16 protein-coding genes are annotated in these 21462 nt (G+C 70.4%); 2 read left to right on the top strand and 14 right to left on the bottom strand.

Features of this window, described 5'->3' with window-relative positions; translation table 11 throughout:
• Positions 1-2: 2 nt before the first annotated feature.
• Positions 3-1226: a hypothetical protein gene (locus ACFWHT_RS05585; protein ID WP_378826243.1), complete on the bottom strand. Its 1224-nt coding sequence runs from the start codon at positions 1224-1226 to the stop codon at positions 3-5.
• A gap of 16 nt (positions 1227-1242) precedes the next feature.
• Positions 1243-2094, bottom strand: a complete 852-nt coding sequence (locus ACFWHT_RS05580; protein ID WP_378826241.1) for an NAD(P)H-hydrate dehydratase — start codon at positions 2092-2094, stop codon at positions 1243-1245.
• 50 nt (positions 2095-2144) lie between these two features.
• On the opposite strand from ACFWHT_RS05580, the gene ACFWHT_RS05575 reads away from it, so the two are divergent.
• Positions 2145-3212: an NADH:flavin oxidoreductase/NADH oxidase gene (locus tag ACFWHT_RS05575; RefSeq protein WP_378826240.1), complete on the top strand. Its 1068-nt coding sequence runs from the start codon at positions 2145-2147 to the stop codon at positions 3210-3212.
• Positions 3213-3237: 25 nt separating this feature from the next.
• Here the strand turns inward: ACFWHT_RS05575 and ACFWHT_RS05570 are convergent, their stop codons facing one another.
• From ACFWHT_RS05570 to ACFWHT_RS05560, 3 genes are all read right to left on the bottom strand, one after another.
• A complete protein-coding gene (locus tag ACFWHT_RS05570) occupies positions 3238-4302 on the bottom strand; it encodes a hemolysin family protein (protein ID WP_378826238.1) in 1065 nt (354 codons plus the stop codon).
• Positions 4299-5624 (bottom strand): hemolysin family protein, encoded by a 1326-nt coding sequence (locus ACFWHT_RS05565; protein ID WP_378826236.1) that lies wholly within the window; start codon positions 5622-5624, stop codon positions 4299-4301. Before ACFWHT_RS05565 ends, ACFWHT_RS05570 begins: the two co-directional genes overlap by 4 nt.
• Positions 5625-5746: 122 nt before the next feature.
• A complete protein-coding gene (locus tag ACFWHT_RS05560; RefSeq protein ID WP_378826234.1) occupies positions 5747-7207 on the bottom strand; it encodes a GuaB1 family IMP dehydrogenase-related protein in 1461 nt (486 codons plus the stop codon).
• 160 nt (positions 7208-7367) lie between these two features.
• Here ACFWHT_RS05560 and ACFWHT_RS05555 point away from each other — a divergent pair, with 160 nt between their 5' ends.
• A complete protein-coding gene (locus ACFWHT_RS05555; protein WP_378826232.1) occupies positions 7368-11039 on the top strand; it encodes a multifunctional oxoglutarate decarboxylase/oxoglutarate dehydrogenase thiamine pyrophosphate-binding subunit/dihydrolipoyllysine-residue succinyltransferase subunit in 3672 nt (1223 codons plus the stop codon).
• Between the two features lie 85 nt (positions 11040-11124).
• On the opposite strand, the gene ACFWHT_RS05550 is transcribed toward ACFWHT_RS05555, so the two are convergent.
• From ACFWHT_RS05550 to ACFWHT_RS05510, 9 genes are all read right to left on the bottom strand, one after another.
• Positions 11125-12408 (bottom strand): APC family permease, encoded by a 1284-nt coding sequence (locus ACFWHT_RS05550; RefSeq protein ID WP_378826230.1) that lies wholly within the window; start codon positions 12406-12408, stop codon positions 11125-11127.
• Between the two features lie 109 nt (positions 12409-12517).
• Complete coding sequence (locus ACFWHT_RS05545; RefSeq protein ID WP_378826228.1) at positions 12518-13531, bottom strand: N-acetylglucosamine kinase; 1014 nt, start codon at positions 13529-13531, stop codon at positions 12518-12520.
• Positions 13528-14784 carry a 6-phospho-beta-glucosidase gene (locus ACFWHT_RS05540; RefSeq protein WP_378826226.1) on the bottom strand — a complete coding sequence of 419 codons (1257 nt, stop codon included), beginning with the start codon at positions 14782-14784 and terminating at the stop codon, positions 13528-13530. The genes ACFWHT_RS05545 and ACFWHT_RS05540 overlap by 4 nt, the downstream gene beginning before the upstream one ends.
• Positions 14785-14821: 37 nt before the next feature.
• A complete protein-coding gene (locus ACFWHT_RS05535; RefSeq protein ID WP_378826223.1) occupies positions 14822-15967 on the bottom strand; it encodes an ROK family protein in 1146 nt (381 codons plus the stop codon).
• Between the two features lie 70 nt (positions 15968-16037).
• A complete protein-coding gene (locus tag ACFWHT_RS05530) occupies positions 16038-16886 on the bottom strand; it encodes an ABC transporter ATP-binding protein (protein WP_378826221.1) in 849 nt (282 codons plus the stop codon).
• Positions 16876-17754: an ABC transporter ATP-binding protein gene (locus ACFWHT_RS05525; RefSeq protein ID WP_378826219.1), complete on the bottom strand. Its 879-nt coding sequence runs from the start codon at positions 17752-17754 to the stop codon at positions 16876-16878. The genes ACFWHT_RS05530 and ACFWHT_RS05525 overlap by 11 nt, the downstream gene beginning before the upstream one ends.
• Positions 17751-18746 (bottom strand): ABC transporter permease, encoded by a 996-nt coding sequence (locus tag ACFWHT_RS05520; RefSeq protein ID WP_378826217.1) that lies wholly within the window; start codon positions 18744-18746, stop codon positions 17751-17753. Before ACFWHT_RS05520 ends, ACFWHT_RS05525 begins: the two co-directional genes overlap by 4 nt.
• A complete protein-coding gene (locus ACFWHT_RS05515) occupies positions 18739-19743 on the bottom strand; it encodes an ABC transporter permease (RefSeq protein ID WP_378826215.1) in 1005 nt (334 codons plus the stop codon). Before ACFWHT_RS05515 ends, ACFWHT_RS05520 begins: the two co-directional genes overlap by 8 nt.
• A gap of 43 nt (positions 19744-19786) precedes the next feature.
• The gene (locus ACFWHT_RS05510; RefSeq protein WP_378826213.1) at positions 19787-21451 is read right to left on the bottom strand and encodes an ABC transporter substrate-binding protein; all 1665 of its coding nucleotides are present in this window, start codon (positions 21449-21451) and stop codon (positions 19787-19789) included.
• Positions 21452-21462: the final 11 nt, after the last annotated feature.

Raw genomic sequence — 21462 nt, 5'->3', positions numbered from 1 at the left:
GGTCAATGCGGGGACGGCGCCGGCACGCGCAGGACGGCGCGGACGGCATGAGCGAACAGGACGACGAGCAGAGCATTGCGGGCCGTGACGAGGAGCACGGCCACCGGCTGCGCGGCGAGCAGCTGGTCGTAGCAGAGCGGGTACACGGCGAAGGTCAGCGCGCACAGCGCGAGCACCATGAGGGCGGCCGGCCGGGCACGCCGGCGGTCGAACACGATCCAGACGACCATCGGTGCGATCAGCCAGGTCTGGAACTGCGGCGAGCCGACCTTGTTCGTCACGATCAGCCCCACCACCAGCGCCGTCGCCAGCGCCGGCAGCAGCCGCCGCCACTCGGCCCCGATGCGCGCACGCCACACCCCCAGCACCAGGATGCCCGCGGTGACGAGGATCATCACGGGAGTGAGCGCCGCCGAGACCTCGTCCGCCCCCGGCGCGGCGATCTGGAAGGTCAGGATGTCGAAGCTGTACTCGATGCGCGCGCCCCCGGCGGCCGCCGCCCACAGGAAGGGTGTCGCGGCGACCGCTTCGATCTGCAGGCCGCGGCCCGTCTGCAGACCCAGGAACCCGAGAGTGTGCGCCCCCGCGCCGAGCAGCAGCAGGACGACGACGACCGCGATCGAGACGACGCCCGCGGCCAGCACGATGCGCCACGCACGGCGTCCGGCCGCCACCGCTGCCAGGACGATGGCCGCCGGCCAGATCTTCACCCACGCGGCGAGGGTGAGCATCGCCGCTCCGGCACCGGGCCGACGCGCGAGCCACAGCCCGCCCACCACAGCCAGCGGCACCGTGATCGCGTCGATGCGGTACAGGGCGATGGGGCCGAGCAGCGCGAGCGCCGCAGTCCAGAGCCAGGCGGCCAGGCGCCGTCTGCGCGTCGCCCCTCGCCCGACGAGCGCTGCGAAGCCCAGCAGATCCGCCGCCGTGACCAGCAGCGCCCACCCGATCAGATAGGCCCCCTCGTGCCCCAGCGCGACGATGAACGGCACGGCCAGCACCTGCGCGAGCAGCATCGGCACCAGTGCGAGCTGCGGGTACACCCACGGCTGCGTGATGCCGACGATCGCCCCGCCTCCGAGGGCGGACGACGACCACGGCTGATAGACCAGCACGACATCGCCCATCGGCTGACCGGGCAGCACCCAGCCGAGCCACGCCACGAGCGCGTGAGCGGCGAGGAACGCGCCCCACAGCGCGGCGGAGCGTGTCGTGGCCCGCGTCATCCGACTCGCGCCACGGTCATGAGAGCAGCTCCGCGATCGCGGCCGGCAGCGCCTCGGCGACATCCATCGCGACGATCGGATGCCCTGGTGCGCCGTCGCGTGCGCCGGAAGCGATGGCGCCGGCGAGTCCGTGCAGCCACGCCGCCGATGCCGCGACCTCGACGCGCGGACGCTCCGGGGAGGATGCGAGCAGGGTTCCCACGATGCCCGCCAGCACGTCGCCGGTGCCCGCGGTCGCGAGCCAGGCGGGCGCACCCGAAACCTCGATCACCTGTCCGTCGGGTGCGGCGATCAGCGTGCGCGCGCCCTTGAGCAGCACGACGGCCTCGAGCATCCGCGCCGTCTCGACGGCTTCGGCCATCCGGGCCTCGGCGCGGGCGGACGCCGATTCGGGGGAATCCTCGCGCACCTCGAGTCCGAGCTGTTCACGCAGCCGGCGCAGTTCCCCGGCGTGCGGGGTGAGGACGAGCGGCGCGTCCGCCTCGCGCGCCAGATCGAGCGCGCCGGCGTCGACGACGACGGGCGCCGAGCCCGCGAGGATGTGCTGCAGTGCGGCGAGCTCCCCGGGATCGCGGCGGGAGGCGTCCATCCCCGAGCCGATCACCCATGCGCCCACGCGCGTGCGGCCGGTGTCGGAGGTGGCGACGGTCTCCGGTCTGCGTGCCAGCACGGCCGCGGCGGCGCCGCCGACGTACCGCACGTACCCGGCACCTGCGCGCCACGCCGCCTCGACGCCCAGCACCGCAGCGCCGGGATAGTCCGCCGATCCCGTCCGCAGGGCCACGACCCCGCGGGAGTACTTGTCGTCGTCCGCCACGGGAACGCGCAGCACGCCTCTCGTATCGGCGCGTGTCCACTCGCGGATCATGCCTCCACGCTAGCGCGCCCAGCCGTCGACGCAGACGGTAGCGTCGAGGTGTGAGCCTCCTCTTCTCCCCGCTGACCCTGCGCAGTCGCACGTTCCGCAATCGCCTGTGGGTCTCGCCCATGTGCATGTACAGCGCTGTCGACGGCGTTGCGCAGTCCTGGCACCGCGGCCATCTCTCCCAGTTCGCCTCGGGCGGGGCGGGTCTGGTCCTCGCCGAGGCGACCGCGGTGGTCCCGGAGGGACGCATCTCGCCGCGTGACACGGGCCTGTGGACCGACGAGCAGCGCGACGCCTGGTCGGCCATCGTCGACGACGTGCACGAGAGAGGCGGTCTGATCGGCGTGCAGCTCGCGCACGCCGGGCGCAAGGCCTCGACCTGGTGGCCGTGGGCGGAGCAGGCCGGATCCATTGCGCCCTCCCGCGGCGGCTGGGTCACGAGCGCTCCCTCGGCGATCGCCTTCGAAGGGTTCGCCGAACCCGTGGCGCTGGACGCCGACGGCATCGACGGGGTGGTCGCCGGGTTCGTCACGGCCGCCCGCAGAGCGGTGGATGCCGGATTCGACGTCCTCGAGGTGCACGGAGCGCACGGCTACCTTCTGCACCAGTTCCTCTCGCCGCTGTCCAACCGGCGCACGGACGACTACGGCGGCGCGCTGGCCGGCCGCGCCCGGCTGCTGCTGCGGGTGCTGGCGGCGGTCCGGGAGGAGGTCGGCGAGGACCTCCCGCTCTTCCTGCGGATCTCCGCCACCGATCACGCCGAAGGAGGCTTCACACCCGATGAGGCGGCGCAGGTCGGGCAGTGGGCCGTGGACGCGGGCGCCGATCTGGTAGACGTGTCCAGCGGCGGGCTCGTCGCGCATCAGCGCATCGACGTGCATCCGGGCTACCAGGTGCCGCTCGCCGAGACCGTCCGCGCCGGCGGGCGGGTGCGCACCGCCGCCGTCGGGCTGATCACCACGGGCGCTCAGGCGGAGCAGGTGCTGGCCTCGGGCGCGGCCGACGCGGTCTTCGCCGGACGGGAGTGGCTGCGCGATCCGCACCTCGCCCTGCGGGCCGCCCACGAGCTGGGTGCCGAGGCGACCTGGCCGCCGCAGTACCTGCGGGCCCGCTGGCGCTGAGCCGGGGCCCGCAGGCGGCGGTCGGTCAGCGACCGTGGCCGCGACGCGTGGCGTCCTGCACCTCGCCCACCAGCTCCTCGAGGATGTCCTCCAGGAACAGCACCGCCGTGGTCTCACCCGTGACGTCGCGCACCTTCGCGAGATGGCGGCCGGCGCGGCGCATCGCCGCGAGCGCGTCCTCCAGGTCGGTCTCCTCCTGCACCGGCACCATGTGGTGGATGCGCTTGGCGGGCAGCGGCTCGTCGACGACCTTCGCGTCGGTCTCGGGACCCTCGAATGCGCGGAGCACGTCCTTGAGGTGCACGTAGCCGATCGGCACGTCCTCGCCGTCGACGATCACGTACCGCGAGAAGCCGTACTTCGCGACGGCCTTCTCCACGTCGTCCGGCGTGGATGCCACCGGGAGCGTGACGAGCTCGGCGAGCGGCACCGCGACGTCCCTGGCCTTCTTGTCGGTGAACTCGACCGCCGCGGCCACCGCGCCCGAGGCATCCGCGAGCACGCCCTCGCGGCGCGAGCGATCGACGATCGTGGCCACCTCGTCGATGGTGAACGTCGAGGCCGCCTCGTTCTTCGGCTCCACGCGGAACAGCCGCAGCACGGCGTTCGCGGTGCCGTTGAGCACCCAGATGACGTGCCGGAAGATTCGCGAGACCCACACGAGCGGCGGGGCGAGGACCAGCACCGCACGATCCGGGATCGAGAACGCGAGGTTCTTGGGCACCATCTCGCCGAACACGACGTGCAGGAACGAGACGAGCGAGAGCGTGATCACGAAGGCGAGCACCGAGATGAGCGCCTCGTCCCAGCCCAGCGCATGCATCGGGATCTCGAGCAGGTGGTGGATCGCCGGCTCTGAGACGTTCAGGATCAGCAGGGAGCAGATCGTGATGCCCAGCTGCGATGTCGCGAGCATGAGCGTGGCATGCTCCATCGCGTAGAGCGCCGTCTTGGCAGCACGCGAACCGCGCTCGGCGAGCGGCTCGATCTGCGAGCGCCGCGCCGAGATCACGGCGAACTCCCCGCCGACGAAGAACGCGTTGGCCAGCAGGAGCACGACCAGCCAGACCAGACCCATCCAGTCGCTCATCGGCCTGCCTCGCTCTCGTCAGCGGAGACGCTCTCCGGATCAGCGGTGTAGCGGATGCGATCCACGCGCCGGCCGTCCATGCGCACCACGGCGAGGGTGCCGGTCTCGACCCGCACCTCGTCGCCGAGCGCGGGCACGCGCTCGAGCAGGCTCATCATGTAGCCGCCGACGGTGTCGTAGACATCGCCCTCCGGCACCTCGATGCCGGTACGCGCCAGAAGCTCGTCGGGGCGAAGCTCGCCGGGGAAGGTGATCGAGCCGATGCGGCGCACGATCCCCGCGCGGGAGCGGTCGTGCTCGTCGAACACCTCGCCCACGATCTCCTCGATGAGATCCTCCAGGGTCACGATGCCGGCGGTGCCGCCGTACTCGTCGACGACGATCGCCATCTGATAGCCCTTCGAGCGCAGCTCGGCGACCAGCACGTCGAGGTGCACGGTCTCGGGCACGCGCAGCGGCTCGGTGCTCAGCGCTCCGACGGGCACGTCGCGTCGCTTCTCGCGCGGCACCGACACGGCCGCCTTGACGTGCACGACCCCGGTGATGTCGTCGAAGTCGTCGTCGTACACCGGGAAGCGGCTGTGACCGGTGCTGCGGGCCAGGCGGATCACGTCGTCGGCGGAGTCGCCCACCGAGATGGCGTGCATGCTCGGTCGCGGGGTCATGATGTCGTCGGCGGTGAGCCGCGCGAAGGTGAGCGTTCGATCCAGCAGCGTCGCGGTGTCCTTCTCGAGCACGCCCTGACTCGCGGAGCGGCGCACGAGCGAGGAGAGCTCCTCTGCGCTGCGCGCCCCGGACAGCTCCTCCTTGGGCTCGATGCCCATCGCCCGCAGCACTCCGTTGGCGCTGCCGTTGAGCAGCACCACGGCCGGCTTGAACACCGCGGTGAACGCGGTCTGGAACGGGATCACGAGCTTTGCCGTCGCGAGAGGGAGCGCGAGGGCGAAGTTCTTCGGCACGAGCTCGCCGATGATCATCGACAGGATCGTGGCGATCAGCATCGCGACGGTCACCGAGACCGGAGTCGCGACGGCGTCGGGAACTCCCCAGACCTCGAGCAGCGGCGCCAGCAGCGTCGAGATCGCCGGCTCCATCGTGTATCCGGTCAGCAGCGTCGTCAGGGTGATGCCGAGCTGTGCCGAGGAGAGGTGGGTGGACGTGATCCGGAGGGCCCGGATGGTGAGGGAGAGACGGGTCTCGCCGCGCGCCTGACGCGCTTCGAGCTCGGCGCGATCCAGGTTGACGAGCGCGAACTCGCTGGCGACGAACAGCCCCGTGCCCACGATGAGCAGCAGCCCCACGCCCAGCAGCAGGAATTCCATCAGCTGATCTCCTCGCAGAGGGCGAGAAGCGGGCGGTGGGGCGATGTACTGCAAGAAGGAGGGTCGTCCATGGTGCGCACGATCTTACAGAATCCGCATGTGAGACGCGCGCCGCAGAACGTCTACCAGCTGACCGGGAGCGCCTTGCCCTCCTCGTAGCCGGATGCCGACTGCAGGCCGACCAGTGCGCGGGCGTGGAACTCCGCCACGGTGGACGCACCGGCGTAGGTGAACGAGGAGCGCACGCCGGAGGTGATCATGTCGACGAGGTCCTCCACGCCCGGCCGCAGCGGGTCGAGGTAGATCATGGACGACGAGATCCCCTCGGCGAACAGCTCCCTGCGTGCGCGCTCGTACGCGTCCAGACGGCCGAACCGCGCCTGCACCGCCTTGGTCGAAGCCATCCCCCAGGACTCCTTGAACGCCCGACCCTCCGCGTCGTGGCGCAGTTCGCCGGGCGCCTCGATCGTGCCGGCGAACCACGAGCCGATCATGACCGACGCCGCACCCGCCGCGAGCGCGAGCGCCACATCCCGCGGATAGCGCACTCCCCCATCGGCCCAGACGTGTGCGCCGAGTGAGCGCGCCGCCTCGGCCGTCTCGAGCACGGCGGAGAACTGCGGCCGGCCGACCGCGGTCATCATCCGGGTGGTGCACATCGCTCCCGGGCCGACTCCCACCTTCAGGATCGAGGCGCCGGCGCGGACGAGATCGTGCACGCCGTCGGCGGTCACGATGTTCCCCGCGGCGATGGGGATGCCGAGATCCAGCGAGGAGACGGCGCGCAGCGCCCGCAGCATCCCCTCCTGGTGACCGTGCGCGGTGTCGACCACCAGGACGTCCACCCCGGCGGAGGCGAGGGCTCGGGCCTTGCCCTCCACGTCGCCGTTGATGCCGACGGCCGCCGCGACCGCGAGCCTTCCTGACGCGTCGACGGCGGGCCGGTAGAGGCTCGAGCGCAGCGCGGAGCGCGGAGTGAGGGTTCCGACGAGGCGGCCCCGGTCCAGCACGAGGACGATCTCGGCGTCGAGCGCGTCGAGCGTGTCGAAGGCGGCCCGCCCCTCCCCGACGTCCTCGGCTGCGAGAGCGAGCGGCTCGGCGTGGACGAGATCGCCCAGCGTGGCATCCGCGAGCGCCGTCGCGAGCCGCGGGGCGGGCAGCACGCCGCGGATGTCCTCGCGGCGCGGGACGCCGTCGTCCGTCCGTTCGGCGACGACGATCCCGTGCCCGGCCGTCGCCGGCAGCAGCCGGAGCGCCTCGGATGCCGTCGCCTGCGGCGGCATCACCAGTGGCGTGTCCCAGCGCACGGGCTGTTCCTTGACCCACCGGATCGCCTCGTCCAGCTGCTGCAGCGGAAGGTCCTGCGGGAGCACCCCGAGCCCGCCCCGGCGCGCGAGCGCCGCCGCGAGGCGGGGCCCGGTCACCGAGTTCATGTTCGACGCGACGAGAGGGAGGGTCGCCGGGGTGCCGTCCTCCGGAGCGAGATCGACTCCGAGACGGCTCTCGACGGCCGATCGCCGGGGCACCAGGAAGACGTCGGAGTAGGTCAGATCCACCGTGGGTCGCGCGCCGGAGAACTTCATGCCGCCACGCTACTCCGGAGGGTCCGGGAAACGCTCGGCCCTTCGAGCGATCGCCGCCGCATTGGCACTAGGCTTGAGGACTGTTACACATGTGCGGCCCGACGCGCACTCATCGTCGAGCCGCATCCACAGCTTCAGCGATGGAAGAGGGCGATAGAGCGTGTCGAACCAGGTGACCGGCGTCGGTGGCGACGGGGGGTTCGGAGCCAATTCCTGGCTCGTGGACGAGCTGTACGAGCAGTTCAAACAGGATCGCAACTCCGTCGACAAGGAGTGGTGGCCGATCCTGGAGAACTACACGCCGGATGCGGCCGAGCCGGCCTCGCCGGCGCAGACGACCGGTTCTTCCACGACTCATCCCGTGACCGCCCCGATCCCCGTGATCGGCGCGCAGCCCGTCGCCCGCACCACCGCCAAGCCGGCCAAGGAGGCGCCCATCCCGGCGCAGGCTCCGAAGCCCCAGGCCAAGGAGGCTGCCGATCCCGCCGACGAGGAGAAGGTCACGCCGCTGCGCGGCATGCCCAAGACCCTCGCCGCGAACATGGATCAGTCGCTGAGCGTGCCCACCGCGACCAGCGTGCGCACCATCCCGGCCAAGCTGATGATCGACAACCGCATCGTCATCAACAACCACATGTCGCGCACGCGAGGCGGCAAGGTGAGCTTCACCCACCTGATCGGCTGGGCTCTGATCCAGACGCTCAAGGAGTTCCCGAGTCAGAACGTGTTCTACGCCGAGGTCGACGGCAAGCCGTCGGTGGTGGCGCCCGCTCACGTGAACCTCGGCATCGCCGTCGACATCCCCAAGCCCGACGGCACCCGTGCCCTGCTGGTGCCGAGCATCAAGCGCGCCGACACCATGACGTTCAGCGAGTACCTCGCCGCCTACGAGGACCTGATCTCCCGCGCGCGCAGCAACAAGCTGACCGCGGCGGACTTCGCCGGCACCACGGTCTCTCTGACGAACCCCGGCGGCATCGGCACCGTGCACTCGGTCCCCCGCCTGATGAAGGGGCAGGGCTGCATCATCGGCGCGGGCGCGCTCGACTACCCGGCCGAGTTCCAGGGGTCGAGCGCGAAGACGCTCACCGAGCTCGGCATCGGCAAGACGATCACGCTGACCAGCACCTACGACCACCGCGTGATCCAGGGAGCCGGCTCGGGCGAGTTCCTCAAGAAGGTCCACGAGCTGCTGATCGGCGAGCGCGGCTTCTACGACGACGTGTTCGCCGCTCTGCGCATCCCGTACGCACCGATCCGCTGGAACGCGGACATCGCCGTCGACCTCGCCGAGCGGGTCGACAAGCAGTCGCGCGTGCAGGAGCTCATCAACTCCTACCGCGTGCGCGGTCACCTGATGGCGGACATCGATCCGCTGGAGTACGTGCAGCGCTCCCACCCCGACCTCGAGATCGAGACCCACGGGCTCACGTTCTGGGATCTCGACCGCGACTTCGTCACCGGCGGCTTCGGCGGCAAGCGCGTGATGAAGCTGCGCGACATCCTCGGCGTGCTGCGCGACTCGTACTGCCGCACGCTGGGCATCGAGTACATGCACATCCAGGACCCCGAGCAGCGCCGGTGGTTCCAGGAGAAGCTCGAGGTCAAGTACGTCAAGCCGGGTCATGACGAGCAGCTGCGCGTGCTGAGCAAGCTCAACGAGGCCGAGGCCTTCGAGACCTTCCTGCAGACGAAGTTCGTCGGTCAGAAGCGGTTCTCGCTCGAGGGTGGTGAGTCGCTGATCCCGTTGCTCGACGAGATCCTGCAGGGCGCGGCCGGCGCGGGCCTCGACGGCGCCGCGATCGGCATGGCGCACCGTGGCCGCCTGAACGTGCTCACCAACATCGCGGGCAAGACCTACGGCCAGGTCTTTCGCGAGTTCGAGGGGTCGCTGACCCCCGGCAACCAGCGCGGCTCGGGCGATGTGAAGTACCACCTCGGCACGCAGGGCACCTTCGTCGCCGAGGACGGCGCCGAGCTGCCGGTGTACCTGGCGGCGAACCCCTCGCACCTGGAGACCGTCGACGGCGTGCTCGAGGGCATCGTGCGCGCCAAGCAGGACCGCAAGCCGATCGGCACCTTCGCCTGGCTGCCGATCCTCGTGCACGGCGACGCGGCCTTCGCCGGGCAGGGCGTGGTCGTCGAGACGCTGCAGATGTCGCAGCTGCGCGGCTACCGCACCGGCGGAACCGTACACGTCGTGGTGAACAACCAGGTGGGCTTCACGACGCTGCCGACCGACTCGCGCACCTCGGTCTACGCCACGGATGTCGCCAAGACCATCCAGGCGCCGATCCTCCACGTGAACGGCGACGACCCCGAGTCCGTCATCCACGTCGCGCAGGTCGCGTTCGAGTACCGTGAGCGCTTCCACCGCGATGTCGTGATCGACCTGGTCTGCTACCGCCGCCGTGGCCACAACGAGGGCGACGACCCGTCCATGACCCAGCCTCTGATGACCGACCTCATCCAGGCCAAGCGCTCGGTGCGCAAGCTGTACACCGAAGCCCTGGTCGGACGCGGCGACATCACCGAGGAGGAGTACGAGCAGGCCAAGGCCGACTTCCAGAACCGTCTGGAGATCGCCTTCGCCGAGACGCACGCCGCCGAGACCGGAGCGACCCCCATCGCCCCCGATCTGCCCGCCGTCGACGCGCAGATCGGCTCACCGGAGGTCACCGGCGTCCCGCTCGAGGTCATCCATCTACTCGGCGACGCGCACGCGAACAAGCCCGACGGCTTCACCGTGCACTCCAAGCTGCAGCAGCAGCTCGACAAGCGCGTCGAGATGAGCCGCAACGGCAACATCGACTGGGGCTTCGGTGAGCTTCTCGCCTTCGGCTCCCTGCTCGTCGAGGGAACCCCGGTGCGCCTGGCCGGTCAGGACTCCCGCCGCGGCACGTTCGTGCAGCGTCACGCGGTGCTGCACGATCGCCAGAACGGGCAGGAGTGGCTGCCGCTGGCCAACCTCTCCGAGAGCCAGGGGCGCTTCTTCGTGTACGACTCCCTGCTGAGCGAGTACGCGGCGCTGGGCTTCGAGTACGGGTACTCGGTCGAGAACGCCGAGGCCCTCGTGCTCTGGGAGGCGCAGTTCGGCGACTTCGTCAACGGAGCGCAGTCGGTGATCGACGAGTACATCTCTGCCGCCGAGCAGAAGTGGGGTCAGCAGTCCGGTGTCGTCATGCTGCTGCCGCACGGCTACGAGGGCCAGGGCCCCGATCACTCCTCGGCCCGCATGGAGCGCTTCCTTCAGCTGTGCGCGCAGGAGAACATGACCGTGGCGCGCCCGTCGACGCCGGCGTCGTACTTCCACCTGCTGCGTCGTCAGGCGTACGCACGCCCCCGCAAGCCGCTCATCGTCTTCACCCCGAAGGCCATGCTGCGCCTGCGCGGTGCGACGAGCCCCGTCGAGGACTTCACCCAGGGCCGCTTCGAGCCGGTGCTCGACGACGACCGCGGTGTCGACCGCAGCGCCGTCAAGCGCGTGCTGGTGCATGCCGGCAAGATCCACTGGGACCTGCGCAGCGAGCTGGAGAAGAACCCGAACCCCGAGATCGCGCTCGTACGGCTCGAGCAGTTCTACCCGACGCCGATCGATGCCCTGAAGGAGATCACGGACTCCTATCCGAACGCCGAGCTGGTGTGGATGCAGGACGAGCCCGAGAACCAGGGCGCCTGGCCGTTCCTGGCGCTCGCGTTCGCCGACGTCCCGGGCGACCGTCAGTTCCGCGCCGTCTCTCGTCCCGCCGCGGCATCGCCCGCGACGGGCTCGTCGAAGGTGCACGCGACCGAGCAGGTCGAACTGCTGAAGGCCGCGCTCACGCTCGACTGAACGGGCCTTCCGAACGCCGAGTGCCGCCTTCCTCCGGGGAGGCGGCACTCGCGTCTCACCCGCCGCATCCGGCTCCCGACGTGGATCAGGAGCGGCACAGCGGCGCGATCAGCACGGCGACCGCGGCAAGGACTGCGGGAACGATCAGCGCCGCACCCGCCAGCGGAAGCATCGCCGCCGTCAGCACGGCGGCGACGACGGCCAGCCGGTGCCCGGCCGTGCCACGCGGAAGCAGCCGGACGGCCGCGATCATCCCGAGGGCGTAGATCGCCACCATGCTCGCGGTGTGCACGAGGATGAACGGCTGCAGGTCTCCGCGGGTGAGCATCACCAGCGCGAAGTACCCCAGGATGACGACGCCCGTCAGCATCAGCGCGCGGCGCGGAACCCGGCCGTTCTCGACGCCCTTGGCCAGCCACCTCGGCAGATCCCCCGTGGACGCGAGCGACGCGCCGAGCTTGGCGAAGGCGGCGAGGTACACGTTCATCACGCCGAGGGCCACGACACCCGCTGCCGCCCCGACCAGCGCGGGCGCAGCGGGCAGACCGCCGATCGCGGCCAGGTCCAGCAGCACGACGTCGCCTTCTCCCGCGCGCTCCCCCAGGGCCCCCACGGTGACGATCTGCAGGGCGAGGTAGCTCGCGCCGGACAGCACGAGCGTGACGGCCGTGGCGATCGGGATGGTGCGACCCGGCCTGCGGAACTCTCCGGAGATGTGGGTGCCGACCTCCCATCCCGCGAACGCCCACACGAACATCACGATCGCCGTGCCGACGCCGCCCCATCCGTGGGGCAGGAAGGGCTCGAAGCGCACCGGCTGCACCGCGGGCGCCGCGACCGCGACGACGGTGACGACGACCGCGAGAAGCAGCGCCGTCAGCACCAGCTGCAGCCAGCCGGCCACGCGCACCCCGAAGAGGTTCGCGACGAACGGGGCGGCCAGGAAGGCGAGCGCGAGCAGCGGGACGGCGTGCGCGTCGATGCCGACGATCGTGGCGATGTAGCGCGCACCGAGCATCGCCACCACGGAGCCGCCTGCCGCGACGCCGAACAGGAACCAGTAGCCCGTCGCCCGGGCCGCGGTGGGGCCGAGCGCACGACGCACGTATGCGGCGACGCCACCCGGGTCCGGATGCTTCGCCGCGAGCGCGGCGAAGGTCCCGGCGAGCGGCACGGCGAGCAGCATCACCGTCGCGACGGCGAGGACGCTGGCCGGTCCCGCCGCGCGCGCGGCCAGCCCCGGGAGCACCAGCAGCCCGGTGCCCAGGACGGAGGCGAGGTACAGCGCGATGCCCGACCCCAGGCCCAGCCGGCCCGAGGTCGTGTGGTCGGCAGGCGGCTCGACGAGCGGGGATTCTCGGATGCTCACCCGCTCACGGTACGAGGATCCGAGGGCCTCGGAATGCGATGCAGGCGCACTCGCGCCGCTTTGTCCGGAAAGCGGCGGAATCCGTCCGGATCCCGCCGCTCCGCGGCGCTCAGTGCACCGCCGCGGCCCCGGCTGCCAGCCTGTCGTCGGTGCTCAGCTCCTCGGTGGCCCGCGCCAGGGCGGCCGCTTCCGACCCGGCATCGCCGAGGGTGAGCAGCGCCGCGCCGAGCACGGGCGGCGCATCGACGACCGCCAACTCAGCCGAAGGCAGGCGGGCCGCAAGCCCCTCGGTGATCGCGGAGAGCAGCATCGGATCGCGCGCACGCGCGACACCGCCGCCGAAGACGACCGGCACCGGGACGTCGTGCAGGCTCAGCCGGTCGACGCACGCCGTCACGTATGCCACCACCTCGTCGGCCTGCCGCTGCACCACCGAGCGCGCGACCGCGTCCCCGGCGTGGGCGGCGCGGAAGATCAGCGGAGCCAGAGGACCGAAACGATCGTCCTCGCGCCGTCCGAGATGCACGTCCTCGATCAGCGCGCTCACGCTCGTCGCGCCGGTCTCCGCCAGCAGCAGCGGGAGCAGGCCGGTGAACGGTCCGCGCCCGTCCTCGGCTCGCGCGGCGTGCCAGACGACGGCCGAACCCAGTTCCGTGCCACCACCCCAGTCCCCCGACAGCGGTCCGAGAGCGAGGAAACGCACCACCATGCCGTCCCGCCGGACGCCGATGGCGTTCATGCCGGTTCCGCAGATCACCGCCACGGCGTCGGGGGCATCCGTGCCGGCTCGCAGCAGCGCGTGCAGGTCGTTCTCGACCGTCAGCGGACCGCGGGACCAGGGCAACCCGGAGATCGCGGTGCGGAACGCGTCGATCTCCTCGGGAAGATCCAGTCCCGAGAGGTACACGCCCACATGCGCGAGCCGGGCCGCCCTCCTGCCGTCGAGCACGCGCACGACGAGCTCGTCGATGACGTGCACGGAGCTTCCCAGCCCCTCGACCTGCGGACTCGATCCCGGTCCACGCTGCCATCCGAGCACCCGTCCGTGCAGGTCGAGCAGCACGACGTCGGTCTTCGAACCGCCGCCGTCGATGGCGACGACCAGGTCGGATGCTCCGGTCACGCCCACTCCAGGAATGGTGCGTTCACAGCCATCAGCAGGTCTGTGAGCTTCTCCGCCCGATCGTGCTGGAGCACGAGAGGGTGGGCGCGCATCGCCCTGAGCACCCGGTCGCGGCCGCCCTCGACGGCGGCGTCCAGGGCGAGCCGCTCGTAGCCGGCCACCGCCGCGACCAGGCCGCTGATGTCGTCGGGCAGAGCCGCGACGGGCTCGGCCACGAACCGGCCGTCGACGTATCGCGCCGGCACCTCGACGACGTGATCGTCCGGGAGGAAGGGCAGCACCCCGTCGTTTCGCAGGTCGACGACGCGCGGCAGGTCCGACGCCCCCCTGATGGACATGAGCAGCTCGATCGCCGCCTCGGAGTAGTAGGCACCGCCGCGCTTGTCGAGGATCGCCGGTTTCGTGTCGATGCTGCTGTCGGCGTACATTCCCAGCAGCTCCTGCTCGATCGCGCGCACCTGCTCCGCACGGGTGGAGCCGTGCATCTGTTCGTGCAGTACCGTGTCGTGTGCGTAGTAGTAGCGCAGGTAGTACGACGGGATGACGCCCAGCTGGGCGAGCAGTGCGGGCGCGAGCTGCACATCCTCGGCGAGGTCGTCCAGACGGCTGTCGAGCGCGGCGGGGAGCGTGTCGACGCCGTCGACGAACACACCGCGCTCCCACGTCAGGTGGTTGAGACCCACATGGCCCAGACGCACACGATCCGGGGTCACCCCGGCGGCCGCGGCGAAGCGCCGCTGGAAGCCGATGGCGACGTTGCACAGGCCGACGGCGCGATGTCCCGCCTGAAGCAGGGCGCGCGTCACGATCCCGACCGGGTTCGTGAAGTCGATGATCCAGGCATCCGGCTTGGCGTGCCGGCGCACCGCGTCGGCGATCCGCAGCACGATCGGAACCGTGCGCAGTGCCTTTGCCAGACCCCCCGGTCCCGTGGTCTCCTGCCCGATGCAGCCGGCCTCGTGCGGCCAGCTCTCGTCCTGCTCGCGGGCGTCCTGCCCGCCCACGCGGAGCTGGATGAGCACCGCGTCGGCGTCTGCGACGCCGGCCACGAGGTCATCGGTCGTCGTGATTCGGGCGGGGTGCCCGCCGCGCGCCAGCATCCGCCGTGACATCCCGCCGACCAGCTCCAGCCGCGAGCGATCGGTGTCGACCAGCACCAGGTCGTCGATCGGCAGCTGGTCCTGCAGCCTGATGAAGCCGTCGATCAGCTCCGGTGTGTATGTCGATCCGCCGCCGACGATGACGAGTCTCATCTGCTCTCCTCCTGTTGATCCCGGTGCGCCTGTGCGGTCACCAGGTGGGTATCCGGTCCTCGAGCCGGGCGCGGATCTGCTCCACGAGCAGTCGCCGCGCCCCGGCGAGCACGGCGATGTCGCCGGTGACGCTGAGGCGCACGTCCGGGTCGGGTCTGTCGCCGCTGCGCAGTGCATCGGCGACGAGTCCTGCGAGCCGCTCGCCTCCGGCCAGGCAGGTCGGCCCGCCCAGCACGACCAGCTGCGGATCCAGCACGGCCAGCACCGGCTCGATGGTCATGGCCAGGCGCAGCGCGATCTCGTGCAACGCCTCCTCCCGGTGCGGGAGCGGCGCGAGCGCCTCGGGGTAGCGGGCTGCGGCGGGAGCGCCGACCAGGCGCAGCACACCGTCGGCGCCGAGCAGCTCCGTGGTGACTGCGCCGACGCGGTCGCGCGGGGAGGCGACCGTCAGGTACCCGATCTCGCCGGCTCCGCCGTGCGCTCCGCGATGGATGCGACCGTCCAGGTCGATGCCGACGCCGAGCCCGACGCCGACCCACAGCAGCGCGAAGCTGGCCGCGTCCTGTGCCGCGCCGAAGGCGCGCTCGGCCATGGTCGCGAGATTGACGTCGTTCTCCAGGATCACGCGGACGCCGAGTCCGGATTCGATGCGCCCTCGCGCGCCGACCGCAGGCCACCCGGGCAGGGTGTCTGTGAGGGAGAGGGCATCGCCGTCGCCGCTGACCGCCGCCTGCACGCCGACGGTGACGGCGTCGACCGTGCCCCGATCCGCACCCGCCGCCGCGCAGGCCGCGTCGATCGCACGGTCGATGTCGAGCTCCGGCGAGCGCACCTCCCCGCGCACGGGCAGGTCGGCGATCGGGTGCACGGTGTCGAGTGCGCCGACGAGTGCGGCCTGGATGCGGTCCTCCAGCATGTTGACGGCCACTCCGGTGACACGGTCGGCACGGACCCCCCAGCTGACCGCGCTCGGGCCGCGGCTGCCGGCGACCTCCCCGGCGGGTTCGATCAGATCGGCCCGCTCCAGCCGGGCGATCATCTGCGTCGCCGTGGGCTTGGACATGCCGGAGAGCTCCCCGAGCATCGTGCGGGTGAGCGCGCCGTGCTCGAGGAAGAGCCGGAACGCCTCGCGGTCATTGCGCGTGCGCAGCCAGGACGTGGTTCCCGGATCGATCTGCGACATGGGGCTCCTTTCTCCTCTCGTGATGCGCCGCGGTGCGAAGGCCGCGGGGTCGGGCGGCCGGGTTCGGCGGTCAGCTGCGCGCGAGCTCCGCACGGACCTCGTCGCGGAGCCGGCCGAGGTCGTCGGGGTCGGGCGCGGCTGCGAGCAGGGTCCTGGTGTACTCGTGCTGCGGGCGCAGGATGACCTCGTCCGCCGGTCCCCGCTCCACGACATCGCCCTTGTAGAGCACCATGATCTCGTCGCTGAAATGACGCGCGGTGGCCAGATCGTGGGTGATGTACAGCACCCCGAGATGCTCCTCACGCTGAAGGTCCGCCAGCAGGTTCAGCACACCGAGGCGGATCGAGACGTCGAGCATCGACACCGGCTCGTCGGCGATGATGAAGCGGGCGCCCGGCGCGAGTGCGCGCGCGATCGCGACCCGCTGCCGCTGACCGCCCGACAGCTCGTGCGGGCGCCGCTCGATGAAAGACGTCGCCGGCGTCAGGCGCACCCGTTCCAGCAGATCGAGCGCGCGCTGCCTCACCTGCGCCGGCGAGAGCCGCGGGTGATGGATGCGCAGCGGCCGCTCCAGGTGATGCAGGATCGTGTGGAACGGATTCAGTGAGGCGAACGGATCCTGGAACACCATCTGCACCTGAGAGCGGTAGGCGGCAGCCGCTCTGCCGCGACGGCCGGTACGCGCCCCGTCCAGGAGGATGTCGCCGCCGGAGGGCGTCTCCAGCTTCATCAGCATCCGCGCGATGGTCGACTTTCCGCTGCCGGATTCCCCCACGAGGGCGATCGTCCTTCCCTGCCGGAGGGTGAAGGAGACGTCCTTCACCGCGTGGAGCACCTCGGTCCTCATCCCCGAGCGCAGCCGGAAGTCCTTCACGAGGTGCCGCGCCTCCAGCGTCGATGCCTGGGTCTCAACGGTCATGGTCATCCTCCCCGCCTGCGGCGGCGCGCGTCGATCCGGTCCGGACGAAGCCGCCCCGATCGCCCTTGAGGCTCGGGAAGCTCGCCAGCAGCGTCCTGGTGTACTCGTGCTGCGGGTCCCGGTAGATCTCCGCTGCGGTGCCCTGCTCGACGATCCGCCCCTCGCGCATCACGGCGATCCGATCGCAGATCTCTATCAGCATCGGCAGGTCATGGGTGATGAAGATCACCGCGAACCCCAGCTTCTCGCGCAGCCGCATGATCTCGCGGATGATGCCGCGCTGCACGACCACGTCCAGGGCGGTCGTCGGCTCGTCCATGATCATGACCTGCGGGTCGAGCGCCAGCGCCATCGCGATCATCATCCGCTGCCGCATTCCTCCGGAGAGCTCGTGGGGGAAGCTGGAGAGCCGTCGCGGGTCCACCCCGACCATCGTGAGCAGCTCCTCGGCCCGGCTCTGCTTCTCGCGGCGGGACATTCCGGGTCGATGCGTGTCGAAGATGTCGAAGATCTGCGCGCGCACCGTGATCACGGGGTTCAGGGAGTTCATCGCCCCCTGGAAGACCATCGAGATCTTGTCCCAGCGGAACGCCCGCAGACCGTCGCCGCCCAGGCCGACGACGTCGATGTCGGTGCCGGACCTGTCGTGGAACACGATCTCCCCCGACGTCATCAGCGCAGGAGCCTTCAGGAGGCGGTTCAGTCCGTAGGCGAGCGTCGTCTTGCCGCAGCCGGACTCGCCCGCGAGCCCCAGGATCTCTCCGCGGTTCAGCGTCAGGGACACGTTGCGCACCGCCAGCACGGGCGGGTCGACCTCGTACTCGATCGATACGTCGCGCGCCGTCAGCACCGCCTGCTCTGCCGTCATGAGGCCGTCTCCTCTCCGGTCACGCCGACACCCGCGCGTCGCGCGCGGCGCTGGCGGCGCGCGGCTGCGGGCGCCAGACGCAGCTTCGGGTTCACGATCTCGTCGATCGCGAAGTTGATGAGCGAGAGCCCGGTGCCGATCAACGCGATGATCGCGCCCGGCGGCACGAACCACCACCATGCACCGCTGCCGACGGCCTGTCCCGTCTGCGCATCGTTGAGCACGGTGCCCAGCGTGATCGAGCCGGTCGGGCCCAGCCCGAGGTACGACAGCCCGGCCTCGCCCAACACGGCGAAGATCACGCCGAAGATCAGCTGCGCGGCCAGCAGCGGCACGAGATTCGGAAGGATCTCGACGAAGATGACCCGCAACGGGCGCTCGCCCGCGACCACCGCGGCGGCCACGTAGTCGCGGGTGCGCAGTGATCGGGCGGTGCCCCTCAGCACGACCGCTGAACCCGCCCATCCGGTGATGCCGAGGACCACGGCGACCAGCAGCGAGCTGCGAGCGAGCGCGCCGAGCCCTTCGGTGTTCTGGACGTAGGCCGCGATGATCATCACCAGGGGCAGTCCGGGGATGACGAGCATGATGTTCGTGGCCAGCATGAGCAGTTCGTCGAGCAGGCCGCCGAAGTAGCCGGCGAGCACGCCGAACAGCAGAGCCAGCAGTAGCGCCACCAGGCCCGCCACGACCCCGACGAAGAGTGATCCCTGCGTGCCGGTCGCTATCTGCGCGAGCACATCGTGCCCCAGCTTGGTCGTGCCGAGCAGGTGCTCGGGTGACGGCGGCAGCAGCGGCTCGTTGCCGGCGTCCCGGGGATCGCCCGTGAACAGCGGACCGATCAGCCCGAACAGGGTGATTCCCACGATGAGCAGCACGCCCGTCAGCAGCTTGCCGGACAGGCTCGGGAGCGTCCGCCGTGCGCGGCCGATCCGCGAGACGGCGACGGCGTGGGTGGTGTCGGCGACGGGCGCCTCGATCAGGTCAGCCATTTCTGCGCACCCTCGGGTCGATGAATCCGTACAGCACGTCGATGAGCAGGTTCGCGGCCAGCACGGTGAGGGTGATCACCAGGAAGACTCCCTGCATGAGCGCGTAGTCGAGCCCCTGCACGGCCTGGATCATCAGCTTGCCGATGCCCGGATAGCTGAACACCTGCTCGGTCACGATGGAGCCCGCCACGACGAAGCCGAGCGCGATGCCGAAGCCCGCCAGACTGGGGATGGCGGCGTTGCGCGCCGCATAAGCGCGGCGGATGCGCGAGGGCCTGAGTCCCTTCGCCTCGGCGGTCAGCACGTGATCCTCCGCCATCTCCTGCACCATCATGTTGCGCATGCCGAGCAGCCACCCGCCCACGGAGGAGACGACGATGGTCACCGCGGGCAGCAGGGCGTGCAGCAGTGCGCTGCCGATGAATCCCGGCGTCCACTCCGGCCCGGCGGGATACTCGAACACGTCATAGCCGCCGATGATCGGCAGCAGTCCCAGCTGCACGGAGAACACCGCGACCAGCACGAGCGCCAGCCAGAAGTACGGGACCGACTGCAGGAAGGTCGTCACGGGGACGAGCTGGTCGACCCACGTTCCGCGCAGCCACCCCGCCCACGCTCCGGCGACGATGCCGATCACGAAGGAGATGATGGTGGCCGCACCGACGAGCGTCACCGTCCACGGCAGGGCCGCGGCGATCAGTTCGCCCACCGGTGCCGGATACCGCGTCGAGGAGACTCCGAGGTCTCCCTGCAGCATCCGGCCCCAGTAGGCGAGGTACTGCTCCCACAGGCTCGAGTCCTTTCCCGTGCCGAGGAGCGCGTGGATCGAGCGGATCGTCTCCTCCGACAGCGGGCGCCCACCGCTCGCGCGGCGCAGCTTGCCGATCATGATGGCCGCCGGGTCCCCCGGCATCAGCCTCGGCAGGAGGAAGTTCAGCGAGACCGCGGCCCAGAGCGTGATCACGTAGAACACGATGCGACGTACCCAGAACCTCATGCAGCCCACCCCCTCGTGGTGACGCGAACCATGCGGGAGAGCCCTACTTCTCGGCCGGGCGCAGGCGCGTCAGGATGACGGCGGACGCGGTCGACAGATACGGAAGCGGGTTCGCGTAGAGATCGTCCTCGGTCGGCCAGCCCGTGAAGTCCGCCGTGTTGTAGAACGCCTGCGAGGCGTTCAGGACGACGGGGATGTACGGCAGGTCCTCGGCGATCCGGGCCTGGATCTTCGCGTACGCTTCCTTCTTCACGCTCTCGTCGAGGGTGGCACCGGCCGCCTTGACTGCCGCGTCGACGTCCGCATTGCTGTAGCGGGCGTAGTTCTGTCCCTTGACGGGCATCTGCCCGACCTCGGCGGTCGCCGAGGTCGCGAAGTACTGGTCGTAGTTCGAGTACGGATCGGCGACCAGCGACTGGGTGAGTCCGTACAGGGCCAGTTGGAAATCGCCGTTGGAGACCGGTGTCCAGTACTCCGCCTCGGACACCGTCCTGGCATTGACCCGGATGCCCGCCTCGGCAGCCTGCGCGCCGATGAGCTTGGCCGCGTCGTTGTAGTCGGTCCACCCGTCGGGCGAGAAGAGGTCGAGCTCGATGGCGGTGCCGTTCTTGCCGTAGAAGCCGTCGGAGTCCTTCGTGTAGCCGGCGGCTTCCAGGATGCGGCCGGCTTCGGCGGCATCCGGATCCTGAGGACTGGTCGCGAGCGATGAGTCGCTCAACCACTTCTCGTCCCTCGGCAGCAGTGCGAAGCTCGGGCTGGCCTCGCCGGCCAGGCCGGCGAACGCCTTCTTGCCGATCGCCGCGCGATCGATCGCGACATTGAGCGCCTGCCGGACGGCGGGGTCGGTCTGGGCGCCCTTGCAGCCCAGCGCGGCGTCGGCGCAGGTCATGATCACGGTGGGGTCCTGCTGCTGGTTCATCGTCGCGATCCTGCCGCTGCCCGTGACGCCGTCGGGATTGGCGACGAACTGGCCGACCCAGTCGAGCTTTCCGGTCTTCAGCAGGTCCTCGGACGACTGGTTGGAGTCGATCCCGACGTCCTGCACCTGCTTGATGTCCGGCGCACCCTCACGGAAGAGCGGGTTCGCCTCGAGCGTGTACGCGGCATCGGTGAAGTTCTTCAGACGGTACGGCCCCGAGCCGACCGGCTCGGGATTGGTCTCGGCCATGTAGTCGCTGACCTCGGACCAGACATGCTCGGGCACGATCCACGTCGAGCCGAGGATCATCGAGGCCGAGGTGAACTTGGGAGCCGAGTACGTCACCACGACGGTCGTCGCATCGGCAGCCTCTGCCGACACCATGTCCGGGTCGAGGTTCGGTCCGTAGCCGAGGCTGAAGACGACGTCGGCGGCGGTGAGGTCGGCGTCGTCGTTCCACTTCAGGTCCGGCTTGATCCTGATCGTGAGGACCGTGCCCTCCTCGTTGAACTCGAAGGATTCCCCGATGAGACCGACCGGCTCGTCTGCGGAGAGCTGGTTGAAGAAGAACAGCGGCTCGTAGATGGCGCCGTAGGTGAGATGCGCTGCGGTGTCGACGGCGAACGGGTTGAAGTTGTGGGTGATGGGCGTCATCGAGCCCGACCAGATCCGCAGCGGCCGGTCAGCGGCGTCAGCGGATCGGGAGGGCGCGCATCCTCCCAGTGCCAGGGCGAGCGCGGCGGCGCCGGCGACGAGAGGAATCATCTTCCTCCAGCGGTTGTCGTGCATGGGGACCTCGT

This window comes from Microbacterium sp. NPDC058342 (assembly GCF_042723935.1).
In the GTDB taxonomy this organism is placed as follows: Bacteria; Actinomycetota; Actinomycetes; order Actinomycetales; family Microbacteriaceae; genus Microbacterium.
This window is presented reverse-complemented; position numbering and strand designations above follow the sequence as displayed.

What these genes read in the sequence shown, in the direction of transcription:
- ACFWHT_RS05585 (WP_378826243.1), bottom strand. Translation starts at nt 1,226, where the DNA reads ATGACGCGGGCCACGACACGCTCCGCCGCGCTGTGGGGCGCGTTCCTC.
- ACFWHT_RS05580 (WP_378826241.1), bottom strand. Translation starts at nt 2,094, where the DNA reads ATGATCCGCGAGTGGACACGCGCCGATACGAGAGGCGTGCTGCGCGTT.
- ACFWHT_RS05570 (WP_378826238.1), bottom strand. Translation starts at nt 4,302, where the DNA reads ATGAGCGACTGGATGGGTCTGGTCTGGCTGGTCGTGCTCCTGCTGGCC.
- ACFWHT_RS05565 (WP_378826236.1), bottom strand. Translation starts at nt 5,624, where the DNA reads ATGGAATTCCTGCTGCTGGGCGTGGGGCTGCTGCTCATCGTGGGCACG.
- ACFWHT_RS05560 (WP_378826234.1), bottom strand. Translation starts at nt 7,207, where the DNA reads ATGAAGTTCTCCGGCGCGCGACCCACGGTGGATCTGACCTACTCCGAC.
- ACFWHT_RS05540 (WP_378826226.1), bottom strand. Translation starts at nt 14,784, where the DNA reads ATGAGACTCGTCATCGTCGGCGGCGGATCGACATACACACCGGAGCTG.
- ACFWHT_RS05535 (WP_378826223.1), bottom strand. Translation starts at nt 15,967, where the DNA reads ATGTCGCAGATCGATCCGGGAACCACGTCCTGGCTGCGCACGCGCAAT.
- ACFWHT_RS05530 (WP_378826221.1), bottom strand. Translation starts at nt 16,886, where the DNA reads ATGACCGTTGAGACCCAGGCATCGACGCTGGAGGCGCGGCACCTCGTG.
- ACFWHT_RS05525 (WP_378826219.1), bottom strand. Translation starts at nt 17,754, where the DNA reads ATGACGGCAGAGCAGGCGGTGCTGACGGCGCGCGACGTATCGATCGAG.
- ACFWHT_RS05520 (WP_378826217.1), bottom strand. Translation starts at nt 18,746, where the DNA reads ATGGCTGACCTGATCGAGGCGCCCGTCGCCGACACCACCCACGCCGTC.
- ACFWHT_RS05515 (WP_378826215.1), bottom strand. Translation starts at nt 19,743, where the DNA reads ATGAGGTTCTGGGTACGTCGCATCGTGTTCTACGTGATCACGCTCTGG.
- ACFWHT_RS05510 (WP_378826213.1), bottom strand. Translation starts at nt 21,451, where the DNA reads ATGCACGACAACCGCTGGAGGAAGATGATTCCTCTCGTCGCCGGCGCC.